The 12,444-nt window shown below is 65.2% G+C and carries 6 protein-coding genes and 4 pseudogenes; 6 read left to right on the top strand and 4 right to left on the bottom strand.

Annotated features, from left to right (window positions below):
* Both JCM9942_RS04830 and JCM9942_RS04825 read right to left on the bottom strand, forming a co-directional pair.
* Nucleotides 1–2,198, bottom strand: a pseudogene (locus JCM9942_RS04830) (TonB-dependent receptor); the annotation flags it as partial.
* 76 nt (nucleotides 2,199–2,274) lie between these two features.
* A complete protein-coding gene (locus JCM9942_RS04825; protein ID WP_054658048.1) occupies nucleotides 2,275–3,309 on the bottom strand; it encodes a glucokinase family protein in 1,035 nt (344 codons plus the stop codon).
* 366 nt (nucleotides 3,310–3,675) lie between these two features.
* Here JCM9942_RS04825 and JCM9942_RS04820 point away from each other — a divergent pair, with 366 nt between their 5' ends.
* The 6 genes and pseudogenes from JCM9942_RS04820 (at nucleotide 3,676) to JCM9942_RS04795 (ending at nucleotide 9,852) form a co-directional block, all read left to right on the top strand.
* Complete coding sequence (locus JCM9942_RS04820) at nucleotides 3,676–4,965, top strand: sugar MFS transporter (protein ID WP_054658046.1); 1,290 nt, start codon at nucleotides 3,676–3,678, stop codon at nucleotides 4,963–4,965.
* A 43-nt stretch (nucleotides 4,966–5,008) separates the two neighbouring features.
* Nucleotides 5,009–6,085: a LacI family DNA-binding transcriptional regulator gene (locus JCM9942_RS04815; protein ID WP_054658044.1), complete on the top strand. Its 1,077-nt coding sequence runs from the start codon at nucleotides 5,009–5,011 to the stop codon at nucleotides 6,083–6,085.
* 6 nt (nucleotides 6,086–6,091) lie between these two features.
* Nucleotides 6,092–7,120 (top strand): SIS domain-containing protein, encoded by a 1,029-nt coding sequence (locus JCM9942_RS04810; RefSeq protein WP_054658042.1) that lies wholly within the window; start codon nucleotides 6,092–6,094, stop codon nucleotides 7,118–7,120.
* Nucleotides 7,120–8,260 (top strand): annotated as a pseudogene (gene nagA, locus JCM9942_RS04805) (N-acetylglucosamine-6-phosphate deacetylase). Before JCM9942_RS04810 ends, nagA begins: the two are co-directional and overlap by 1 nt.
* Nucleotides 8,261–8,277: 17 nt before the next feature.
* Complete coding sequence (locus tag JCM9942_RS04800) at nucleotides 8,278–9,345, top strand: acyltransferase family protein (RefSeq protein WP_054658040.1); 1,068 nt, start codon at nucleotides 8,278–8,280, stop codon at nucleotides 9,343–9,345.
* A 72-nt stretch (nucleotides 9,346–9,417) separates the two neighbouring features.
* Nucleotides 9,418–9,852 (top strand): SseB family protein, encoded by a 435-nt coding sequence (locus JCM9942_RS04795; RefSeq protein WP_054658038.1) that lies wholly within the window; start codon nucleotides 9,418–9,420, stop codon nucleotides 9,850–9,852.
* Here JCM9942_RS04795 and JCM9942_RS04790 read toward each other — a convergent pair.
* A pseudogene (locus JCM9942_RS04790) lies at nucleotides 9,849–11,068 on the bottom strand (multifunctional CCA addition/repair protein). The gene JCM9942_RS04795 and the pseudogene JCM9942_RS04790 sit on opposite strands and share 4 nt — an antisense overlap.
* Before the next feature lie 42 nt (nucleotides 11,069–11,110).
* Nucleotides 11,111–12,444: pseudogene (locus JCM9942_RS04785) on the bottom strand (lytic transglycosylase domain-containing protein); the annotation flags it as partial.

Below are 12,444 nucleotides of genomic sequence, written 5' to 3'. Positions count from 1 at the left end.
CATAGGCCTCCAACTGGTTGGTCAGTTCACTGAACAGCATCTGGGTTTCGGTGCCGAAGGCACGTAGTCCTTCAGGTTCATTGAGTACGCGCCAACCGACAGCAGGCCGCGCGGCATGAAGTACCACTCCAGATTGGCGTCGAAATTGGTAGACAGCACCGGGTTCAACTTCGGATTGCCACCGCCGCCGGTGCGGCTCAAGTCCGAACCCCACGACGAAGCACCCAGTGCCGAGAAGTCGGGCAACGTCTGGGTCTGCGAGGCGGCGAAACGGAACACCAGATCATCGGCCATGTCGAACTTGAGGTTCGCGCTGGGCAGGATGCGGTCGTGTTTGTTGTTGTAGGCCAGGGCTTTCCATTGGCCGAACAGGCTGCTCACATCGGCGTTGGCGGCGTCGGTGACCGCCTGGTAGGTGTTGATGTCCTGGTCGATGTTGACGTAACGCAGGCCGACGTTGCCGCTCCAGCGGTCGCCAGCGAATTTCGCCTGCACATAGCCAGCGAAGTTCTTCTCCGCCACCTTCCATTCGCCGCCGTAATTGTGGCGACCGGTCGGGCCATCGTCATTCGACAGCCAGGTCGAGTTGGCCAGGATCGCATCCTTCAGCGCGCCCGGGGTGAAGTACCACAGGTTGCGCGGGAAGTTGCCGCCGATGCCGCCAGCGAAGCCGCCGGGATAGTTGGCGGTAGCGCCATCCTTCAGGGCCGACCAGATGTCGCCCGGGCTGGCCCCCTCGGGCGACAGCGCCTCTCGCTTGTGATCGGCGTAGCGGGCGCCAAACTCGATGGAAGACAGCGTGCCGCCATCATTGAAGTAGCGGCTGAAGTCGGCCGTGAACCACTTTTCCTGGTCTTCGGCGGTCACTTCCTGGTTGCCCCAGGTGCCGAAGCTGGTCACCCCGGCGGGGCTGATGTCGCCGCCAACACTCCAGTCCACCGGTGCGCTGTTGCCATGGGTGGTCCAGCTGGCGCCGCCGCCATTGGCCAGTGTCACCTCGGCAATGAACTGCCGTGGGGTCGAGCCGGTGCCCTTGGTGTTGCCGGCCTGGAACTTCGCGCTCAGGTTGTCGTTGATCTGCCAGTCGGCATCGAGCGTGATGTAGTTGCTCTTTGCGGTGGCTTCACGGTAGATCATGTCGTACACGGCATAGTCGGTACCCGGCCTGCCGGTATAGGTGGCATTGGTCAGCACGCCATCTTTGACGATGTAGCCAGCGTCCGGTGCCTGGCTGTTGGCGAAGCTCGAGCCCCACAACATGAAGTTGCGGTTGTAGTTGTTGGCGTCCATCTTCGAGCTGAAGGTTCAAGGCCGAGCGTGAGGTTGTCAGCCGGCTTGAACTGCAGGCCGATCAGGCCGCCCTTGCGCTCACGGGTCTGTTCGAACAGCGTCGAACCCAGCAGCGCCGGGACATAGACGCCGGCCAGGTCCGGGTTGCTCTGGGCGGCAGCGGAGTTGGCGCCGATCTGGGCGAAGCCTGCCGGAATTTCCTGTGCCTCGCGACGCAATTCGCGCTTCTGGCTGAAGGCCTGAACCATCACACCGAACGTGCTGTCCTCGTTCTTGTAATTGAACAGACCTGCAAGCTGCGGGTCGTTGGACTTGGCCTGATCCGAACGCACCATGCCGACCGACGCTTCAGCGGTGAACTGGTTTGCAAATTCCAGCGGCTTGCGGGTGATGATGTTGACGGTACCGGTGGTGCCGCCGTCCTGCAGCTTGGCCTGCGAGGACTTGTTCACTTCCACCGAGCGGACCAGTTCGGACGGCAGCAGCGTGTAGCTGACGCTGCGGCCAACGTTGCTGCCCTGGCTGAGCACGAACCAGTCGGCCGAGCCCACGCTGTGGCCGTTGATCAGGGTCTGGGTCAGGCTGGGGCTGGTGCCACGCAGGCTGACACGGTCGGCTTCGTCGAAGCCGCCTTCATCGGCCGAAGATGAGCTGATGTTCACGCCCGGCAGGCGCTGCAGGGTATCGGCCACGTTGTGTGCCGGCAGCTTGCCCACGTCTTCCGCGGTGACCACTTCAACGCGGGAGTTGGCTTCGCGCTTGGTGTCGAGCGATTTTTCCATAGAGCCACGGATACCGGTAACGGTCACGGTGTCCAGGTCGGTCGCGGTCTGGTTGGCGTCCTGTGCGTGGGCGCTGAACGCAAGGCAGCTGACGATCGCCGCTGAAAGCAGGGTTCTACGATGCATGTTGTCTCTCCTCAACATCAGATTGAATGGCACGGATGTGCCGCGTTACTGCAGGTCGTGCTGGTGGATCTGTTGCTTATGCTGCGTGGGCTTGCTTGGCCGACTTTTCCAGATACCAACTGGCGGCGCCGATGACGCCCAGTTGCCCGTGCTCTACCAGCTTCACGGGAATGCTTTGCAGTGCCTTGCGCATCGGCCCCTTGTTGAGGAAGCGTTCGACGAAGGTGCTGTTCAAAAGGAACTGGCTGATCTTTGGCAGGATGCCGCCCGCCAGATAGATGCCGCCCTGCACACCGTAGAGCAGGGCCATATCGCCGATGGTCGAGCCGAGGATTCCGCAGAAAAGGTGCAGGGCTTCCACCGCATGCGGGTCGCTGCCATCGCAGGCGGCGGCGCTGACGGCATCGGGCGTGATGTGGATGGGCGTGATGTCGCGTACCGCGCACAGCGCGTTGTAAAGGTTGAGCAGTCCCGGCCCGGACAGGGCGTGTTCGATGGACACGTGCGGACGGGTGCGCAGCATCTGCTGCAGCACGGCCATTTCCAGCTCGGTGGTCGCCGCAAGTGACGCCTGGCCGGCTTCCGTGGGCAGGACCATCGAGTGCGTGCCAGCCGGAATCCAGAGGGCGGCGCCGAGTCCGGTGCCAGGACCGATCACCAGCGTCGGGCCTGCCGGGGTTTGGCTTGGACCGGTCAACTGCAGGACCTGGTTGTCATCGATATGCGCGGCCGCATGCGCGACGGCTTCAAAGTCGTTGACCAGGTAGACGCTCTTGAAGCCCAGATCCTCGCGGATCTTCCGCGACGATAGCGGCCATGGCAGGTTGGCCGATATCACACTGCCATCGGCCAGCGCATAGCCGGCGGTGGCAATCACGCAATCGGCAACCGTCGGATTGTGGCTGGCGAAATCGGAGAGGATCGCGTCCAGCCCCGGGTAGTCGGCGCAGCGGTACTTCCGGTAGGACAGCACGTCGATTGCGGGCCTGTCGCCGTCTCCGGTCTGGATCAGGCCGACACGTACATGCGTACCGCCGACATCCGCCGCGAAGAAGGGCCGGGAGGCGTGTTCGTGACAGTTGCTCTGTTGTGGGGGGACGACAGCGGTCACTCGAATTCCCTGTGAGGTGGGAGCGCCCGCAGGGGCGCCAATCGGGGCCGAGTCTGTAATCGTTCTGACAACGATGTCAACGAATAGTTGCAACTTTCGATGCTGCACTGCGGCGTGCTTCGCGCAATTCCTGCATCCGCCGGTTTTGTTGCATCCGATAGTTTGAAACAGCTGAAACACGCGGTTTTATTGGGAAGGCGCTGGTACGAAAAGGATTGCCGGTATCTGCTGGACGCCGAGCAAGCCACCGTTGCTGGCAGGTGTTGTTGACAAATCTGTCAGCAGCAAACCATATATGTGACAACGTTGTTCCCACGTAATCGCCAGGCGGCTCGATCCGTCTCCCGCATCCGCAGGAGCTTTCCCATGTCTGCTGTTCCCGCTTCCACGCCGCGCACCAGCATGGTGTCGTCCATCGCCATCGTCGGCGTGCTGTTTTTCATCATCGGTTTCTGTACCTGGATCAATGGTCCGCTGATCACCTTTGTCCGCCTGGCCTTCGACGTGAGCGAGGTGTCGGCGTTCCTGGTGCTGATGGTGTTCTACCTGTCCTATTTCTTCCTGGCGTTGCCGGCGTCGTGGATCCTCAATCGCACCGGGATGAAGAAAGGTCTGGCGTTGAGCCTGGCGGTGATGGCGGTCGGTGCGATGGCCTTCGGCGAGTTCGCCACGCAGCGCTGGTTCGGTGGCGCATTGGGGGGGCTGTTTGTCATTGGCGGCGGCATGGCGCTGCTGCAGACCGCGGTCAATCCCTACATCAGCATCCTTGGCCCGATCGAAGGCGCCGCGCAGCGCATCGCGCTGATGGGTATCTGCAACAAGATCGCCGGCATGCTGGCGCCGGTGGTGATCGGCACCTTCGTGCTGCAAGGCATCGGTGACCTGGAAACCCAGGTACAGGCGGCCGATGCCGCCACCAAGAGCGAACTGCTGAATGCCTTCGCCGCCAAGATCCATACTCCGTATCTGGCAATTGCCGGCGTGCTGCTGCTGGTGGCGGTGGGGGTGCTGTTCTCGCCGTTGCCGGAAGTGCGTGCCGACGAGGCCAATGCGGTCGCCAATGACGGCAAGGTCGAAAAGCGCAGCATCTTCCAGTTCCCGCATCTGTGGCTGGGCGTGCTGTGCCTGTTTGTCTACGTGGGCGTGGAAGTGATGGCTGGCGATGCTATCGGTACCTATGGCAATGCCTTCGGCCTGCCACTGGACAGCACCAAGCTGTTCACTTCCTACACGCTGTTCGCGATGCTGGTCGGCTACATCGTGGGGCTGGCGCTTATCCCGCGCTTCATCTCGCAGGAAAAGTATCTGGCCGTGTCCGCGGTGCTGGGCGTGCTGTTCACCCTGGGCGCATTCTTCACCCATGGCTATGTGTCGGTCGGTTTTGTGGCCGCACTGGGTTTTGCCAACGCGATGATGTGGCCGGCGATCTTCCCGCTGGCGATCCGTGGTCTGGGCCGCTTCACCCAGACCGGTTCGGCGCTGCTGGTGATGGGTATTGCCGGCGGCGCGATCATCCCGCAGGCCTTCGCGCTGCTCAAGCACGCCTATCCGGAACACTTCCAGCTGGTGTTCGCGGCACTGATGATTCCCTGCTACCTGTACATCCTGTATTTCGGCACGGTGGGGCACAACGCAGGCAAGGCACGTGGCCGCTGAATCGAGCATCATGGCGGGAATCGAGCCAACGCGGGAAACAGTTATGCGTAGACCCACCATCAAGGATGTCGCCGAGCGGGCCAAGGTCTCGTTGAAGACCGTCTCGCGCGTCATCAACAATGAGCCATCGGTGATGCAGGCCACCCGTGCGCGCGTGCTGCGTGCGGTGGCCGAGCTGGACTACGAGCCGGACCCGTCGGCGCGCAATCTGCGCAGCAACACCACGTTCGTGATCGGGCTTGTCTACGACAACCCCAACCCGTACCACATCATCGGCGTGCAGAACGGGGTGCTCTCGGCCTGCCGGGAAACCGGCTTCGGCCTGCAGATCCATCCCTGTGATTCCACCTCGCCGATGCTGGCCGAAGAGCTGGCCGATTCGGTGCAGCGCTCGCGTCTGGCCGGACTGGTGCTGACCGCGCCGATGTCCGAGCGCCCGGAGCTGGTCGCCGCGCTCAATGCCCGTGGCATCAAGACGGTCCGCATCATCGCCGCCACCGAGGACCCGGGCGATGGCCCGTGCGTGTTCGTCGATGACCGCGATGCGGCCTATGAAATCACCGAGCACCTGATCCAGCTGGGTCACCAGCGCATCGGCTTCCTGTGGGGCGGCATTTCACACCGCTCCAGCGGCGAGCGCTATGCCGGCTACGAGGCGGCACTGAAGGACTACGGCATTCCGCTGGACAAACACCTGGTCGTGCCGGGCGATTACACCTTCGATGACGGCTTCCGTGGCGCGCGCCGCCTGCTGGCGTTGCGCGAGCCGCCCACCGCGATTTTCGGTTCCAACGACGAGATCGCCGCCGGCGTGCTGGCGGCGGCCAACTCGGCTGGTTTGAACGTGCCGTATGACCTGTCCATCGCCGGTTTCGAGGACAGTCCTTTCTCCCGCCAGTCTTGGCCGGCACTGACCACCGCCAAGCAGGCCACCGGTGATATCGCCCGGCATGCCGCGCGGCTGCTGATCAGCCAGTTGCGCAGCGACGCCTATGACGACACCCCCATGCAGCTGCACAACCAGGGCTTCGTCCCGCAGCTGGTGGTGCGTGGCTCCACCGCGCCGCTGCGTCAACAGTCGTCGCGGCCTCCTTCCTCTCCCCCTGACCTGTCCGAGTAACGATCCATGGCACTGCCGAGTGAGACCGAAACCCTGATGTTCCGTGAGGCGGCCGAAAGCGCCGCCGTCATCGCCGCCCAGTTCGCCCGCAACCGCGATGTGGTGCAGGCGCTGGCCGCCGACCTGCGGCAGAATCCGCCGCCGTTCGTGGTGACCTGTGCACGTGGCAGCTCCGATCACGCGGCTACCTATGCCAAGTATCTGTTCGAAACCCGGCTGGGCCTGGTCACCGCCTCGGCCTCCCCATCGGTCGGTTCGGTCTACGAGGCGCCGTTGCAGGTGCGTGGCGCGCTGTATGTGGTGATCTCCCAGTCGGGCAAGAGCCCGGACCTGCTGCGCAATGCCGAGGCTGCCAAGGTCGCCGGCGCGCGCGTGGTGGCGCTGGTCAATGTCGAGGATTCGCCGCTGGCGCAGCTGGCCGACACGGTGATCCCGCTCGGGGCGGGCATCGAGCGCAGTGTCGCGGCGACCAAGAGCTATCTGGCCTCGCTGGCGGCGATCCTGCAGCTGGGCGCGCACTGGAAGAACGATCCGGCGCTGATCGCCGCGCTGGACGAGTTGCCGGCAGCGTTGTCCAAGGCATGGGAATGCGACTGGTCGGCGGTGACCGACGGTCTGACCGGTGCGCACAACCTGTTTGTGCTGGGCCGCGGCCCGGGTCTGGCAGCGGCACAGGAAGCGGCGCTGAAGTTCAAGGAAACCTGCGGCCTGCACGCCGAGGGCTACAGCTCGGCCGAAGTGAAGCACGGTCCGATGGCGCTGGTCGGCAGGGATTTCCCGGTACTGGCGTTCGCGATGCCCGATGAAACCGGCGCCGGCACCCGCGCCGTGGCCGAGGAATTCGCCGCGCGTGGCGCCCAGGTGTGGCTGGCCGGTGAAGGTGGCGCGCTGCCGGTGGCGGCGGCACCCCATCCGCTGTGTGCGCCGCTGCTGATCGTGCAGAGCTTCTACCGTGCGATCAATGCGCTGGCGCTGCGTCGGGGCAACAACCCGGATCTGCCGCCGCATCTGAACAAGGTCACGGAAACGGTCTGATGAAAACGGTACTGCGCAACGGCCGCATCCTTGCCGGCGAGGACTTCCGTGACGATGTCGCGGTACTGATCGACGACGGCCGTATCGTTGCGCTCGCCGCTGCCGATGATCCGCAACTGGCCGCTGCCGACGAGGTGGTGGATCTGGGCGGCGGCTGGCTGATGCCCGGCTTCATCGACGTGCAGGTCAATGGCGGCGGCGGTGTGCTGTTCAACAACCGGACCGATGTGGAAGCGCTGCGCACGATGATGGCCGGCCATCGCAGGTATGGCACTACCGGCATGCTGCCGACACTGATCAGTGACGATGCCGGGGTGATGGCGCGTGCGTTGCAGGCCATCCGCGACGCCATCGCGGCGCAGGTGCCGGGTGTGCTCGGCATCCACCTTGAAGGGCCCTACATCGCCCCGGCGCGCAAGGCACGCATGATGCCGGCAAGTTCCGCGTGCCCGATGCCGACGAAGTCCAGATGGTGACGTCGCTGGACAACGGCATCACTCTGATCACGCTGGCACCGGAGCGGGTGCCGGCCGCGACGATCCAGCAGATGGTCGCCAACGGTGCGATCGTTGCCGCGGGCCATACCGCAGCGACCTACGAGGAAATCCGCGCCGGACTGGACGCCGGCCTCACCGGTTTCACCCATCTGTACAACGCGATGTCGCCGCTGCAGGGGCGTGATCCGGGTACCGTCGGCGCCGCGCTGGAAGATGCCGGCAGCTGGTGCGGGGTGATCGTCGATGGGGTGCACGTGCATCCGGCCAGCCTGCGCGTGGCGCTGGCGGCCAAACCGCGCGGCAAGGTGTTCCTGGTGACTGACGCGATGCCAATGGTGGGCTCGGACAATCCGGCGTTCGAGCTGTATGGCGAAGTCATCACTGCCGTGGATGGCGTGGTGCGCAACGCCGCCGGTGCTTGGCCGGCTCCGCGCTGGACATGGTCACCGCTGTGCGCAACACGGTGAAGCTGCTGGGCCTGCCGCTGGCGGAGGCCGCACGCATGGCTTCGACCTATCCGGCGCAGTTTCTCGGGCTGGGTGACCGCTACGGGCAGATTGCGGCCGGATATCAGGCCGATTTCGTCCTGCTGGACCGGGACCTGCAGGTCCAGGCCACCTGGATCGCCGGTCAGCGCGACTGACAACGTCGCTCTGGAAAATGGACAAGCCCGTTCGATTCGCCTCGGTTGATGCCCTGCGTGGCATCACCGTCGCGGCGATGCTGCTGGTCAACAATCCCGGCAGCTGGAGTCATGTCTATGCGCCGCTGCTGCATTCGGACTGGCATGGCTGCACGCTGACCGATCTGGTGTTTCCGTTCTTTCTGGTGATCGTCGGTGTGTCGATTGCACTGGGCGTGGTGCCGAGGGTCGAACAGGACGCGGACCGCGCGCGGCTCGCTCGCACCGTGCTGCTGCGCGCGCTGCGCATTCTCGGCTTGGGGCTGCTGCTGCACTATCTGGCGTGGTGGTGGCTGGACCTGCCGCACTACCGGCCATGGGGGGTGTTGCAGCGCATCGGTATCTGTTTCGCGCTGGCCGGCATGGCTGCAATCTGGCTGCGACCGCTGGCGCAGTGGCTGCTGCTCGGGGGCGTGTTGATCGGCTACGCGGTGCTGCTGGCCGCCGGTGGTTCGCTGGAGCCTCTGGTCAACCTGTCCAGCCGCATCGATACGGCGTTGCTGGGGCCGCTGCTGTACCAGTACGAGGTGGCCACCGGTCACGGCCACGATCCGGAAGGCCTGCTGTCCACGCTGGGTGCGCTCGCCTCGACGCTGATCGGCCTGCAGGCCGGGATGCTGTTGCGCAAACGCCGCAGACATCTGCTGATAGGCGCGCTGATCCTGCTGACGGGAGGCCTGGCGTGGTCGCCGTGGCTGCCGTTCAACAAGAATCTGTGGACCCCGTCCTACGTGCTGTGGACCGCCGGCTGGGCGTTCGCCTGCCTGTGGGTGGCCCATGTGCTGATCGACCTCCGCCACTGGCCGGCGCTGGGGCGCCGTTTCGGCGTCAATGCGATCACTGCTTACGCCGGCTCGTCGGCGATGGTGCTGGCGTTGATAGCTGCGGGTGTCTGGAGCGGGCTGTGGACGCAGGTGTTCGACCGCTGGATCACGCCGCTGGCGGGGGCGCAGATGGCCTCGCTGACGATGGCGCTGGCCTTCGTCGGGGTGTGGTGGCTGCCGATGGCGTGGATGGACCGGCGCAAGATCTATCTGAAGATCTGACAGCGCCGGGCTGCGGCGGGCAGGATGAGGCTGGTACAGTCGCCGGCGTAATCCATTTCTCCAGGAACACCGATGTCCACTGAAGTCCCTTTCACCCCGCTCAACGATCTGGAAGTCCGTCTGCTGCGAACCCAGGAAGCGGTCGTCAGCCCGGCGGATTTCCTCGATTCGCTGCTGAATGAAAAGGTCTTTGTGCTGCTGGACAAAGAGATTCCCGAAGGCGGCGACTGGGATGAAACCATCAACCCGCTGGTGCTGACCAATGACGCCAACGAGCCGATGTTCGCGGTGTTCTCCGCGCCCGAGAGAGCGGTGGTCTGGAGCGAGCAGGTGCCCGCGTTCGAAAACGCGCTGCATCTGGATTTCCGCTGGCTGCTGGGCGGTATCGCCGATGGCGTGGGCATCGTGCTCAACCCGGGCTTCGACGTCGGCATGGAAATGGTCCCCGACGCGGTGGCACAGCTGAAACAGCGCGCCGCGGCATTGGTACGCGCCGCAGGGGTTTAACGCGCCGCGCCAATGGCGCGGATGCGCGCCTTGGCCAAGGCCTCGCCGATGGCGGGGCCTTTCAGCCCCTCAGTAGCGATATCCCGGGCATTGATCGCCAGGGCGGCGGCATGCAGGCGCTGCAGTGTGCTGCGCTGTGGATAGTCGCTGTCTTCAAAGCCGAGCCGCCCGCGCTTGTCGCATTCGCACACCAGCGCCATCTGCGCGATGCGCTCGGGCCGGCGGAAGCCGTCGCAGCGTGAGATCAGTTCCAGCACGGTGGCGTCACGTAGTTCATCGATGCGGTGCACGTTGAGATGCTCGCGGCAGACCGCTTCGGCCAGTTGGCGGTGATCGACCGGAATCTTCAGGCGTTCGCAGAGCTTGGCCAGCGGCTTCAGGCCGCGCTGCTCGTGCATGATGTGGCGCGGCAGCTGACCGGCCGGGGTCAGCGCCTTGCCAGATCGTGGGTGAGCGCGGCAAAGCCGATCAGGTCATCGCCCGGCGCCAGCTGCGCGGCCATGTCGCTGACCATTTCCTGGTGGATGCCGGTGTCGATTTCCGGGTGGAACTCGGCGCGCTGTGGCACCCCGTACAGCGCATCCAGTTCGGGCAGGATCACCGCCAGCGCGCCGGTGTCGTGCAGGCTGCGCAGGAAGGTCGAGGGCTGCCTGCAGGTCAGCGCCTTGCGGGTCTCCTGCCAGATGCGCTCGGGTACCAGCGCCTCCAGCTCACCGCTTTCGGCGATCTGGCGCATCAGTGCGGCCGTTTCCGGCGCCAAGGTGAACCCCAGTGGCGCGAAGCGGGCCAGGAACCGCGCCGCGCGCAGCACGCGCAGCGGGTCTTCAACAAACGCCGGACCGACATGGCGCAGCACCCGCTGCTGGATATCACGCACGCCACCCCAGGGATCGACCAGCTCGCCGCTGTCCTGGTCGCGGGCAATGGCGTTGATGGTGAAGTCGCGGCGCTGCAGATCCTCTTCCAGCGTCACTGAAGGATCGGCATCGACCACGAAGCCGCGATAGCCGCGGCCGGACTTGCGTTCGGTACGGGCCAGTGCGTATTCCTCGCCGCTGCGCGGATGCAGGAAGACGGGGAAATCGCGGCCCACGGCCTTGAAACCCTGCGCTTCCATTTCCGCCTGGGTGGAACCGACCACCACCCAGTCACGGTCACCCGGCGGCAGGCCCAGCAATGCATCGCGGACCGCGCCGCCAACGAGATAGATCTTCATGGGCACATGATGCCGCACTCGCAGTGGCATCAGGGGCGCGTTTCAGCGACTGCCGCTGGTCACCACCGGTACGCTGGGGCAGGTGAACGGCTTGCGGCGGGTGTCGATCTTGCCAACCATGCGCTCGCTCAGGGTGGCGGCGTCGCCATTGAGGCGCCAGTCGTAGATCACGCTGAAGGCGAGCACGCGGGCCACGTACTCGCGGGTTTCCTTGTAGCTGATGGTCTCGATCCAGAAATCCGGATCAAAGTCCGGGCGCTGCGACTGCCAGCGTGCGGTCGGTGTCGGGCCGGCGTTGTAGGCGGCGATGGTGACGTAGGGCTGGCCGTTGTATTTGTCCATCAGCTGGCGCAGGTAGGCGCTGCCGATGGCGATATTGGTGTCCGGGTCGTACAGGCTGGCCGCGCCGCCATAGCCGCTCAGGCCGATGCGCTTGGCCACACTGGCACCGGTGGCGGGCAGCACCTGCATCAGGCCCATCGCGTTGGCCGGTGAGCGCGCGCTGGGATTGAAGATGCTCTCGGCGCGGATTTCCGCGGCGATCCAGGCCGGGTCCAGCGCGTTGCGCGCGGCTTCGCGGCGGATACTGTCGTCGTGGTGCAGCGGGAACCGCAGCTTGTACAGGCGTTGCTCCTGCGGCCCCTTGAGCGCGAACACGGCCCGGTCGAACCAGCCGTTGTCGCTGGCCACTTCCACCGCGAGCCGGCGCTGAGTGTCGTCAAAGCGCGACAGCGCATCGGCCCATTCGCGGGCGGCCCACAGCGGGCGCTCGATCTTGAACAGTTCCAAGGCGCGCACCAGTGCGGGGTCACGGGCGACGCTGCTCTTTGCCTGGGCGCTGTCGCCCGGATTCCACGGGCACAGCGCATAGGGCTGTTTCAGCTTGTCGGCGGCGAGGAAGCGTGGAAGGTCGGCTCGCTGGCGGCGGCGCGGTACAGCGCCGTGGCGTCGGCCGACTTGCCGGTCTTCTCCAGCAGACGGCCTTCGAACCAGCGCCAGCGCGAGTCGTTGCGCTGGGCCGGCGGCATTTTGCGGATGGCGGCCAACGCGGCCGGCCAGTCGCCGCGCGCCATGCTTCGCGGGTACGCCACTCGTGCAGGCGTTCGTCATAGGCCGATTCGGGTACCGCGGCCAACCGCAGCGCCGACTCCGGCAGGTAGGAGGCCACTGTCCACAGTGCGATCTGGTAACGCACCTGTCCCTGCTGTGCGGCGCTCAGCTCCAAGGCCCGGGTGTACTGCGGCAGCTGCTGCTCGGCGGCGCCCGGGTCGGTCTTGGCCAGCTTTTCCAGGCCATCGGTGGCGATGCGGCGGCTGCGCTCGTTCTTCGGCCAGTTCAGGGCGCGGGCGTCGGGCTTGTCGACGAAGGCGGCGTAG

The sequence above is a fragment of the Stenotrophomonas pictorum JCM 9942 genome, assembly GCF_001310775.1.
Classification (GTDB): Bacteria; Pseudomonadota; Gammaproteobacteria; order Xanthomonadales; family Xanthomonadaceae; genus Stenotrophomonas; species Stenotrophomonas pictorum.
Note: the sequence above shows the minus strand (reverse complement) of the source record. Positions and strands in the feature narration are given on the sequence as shown.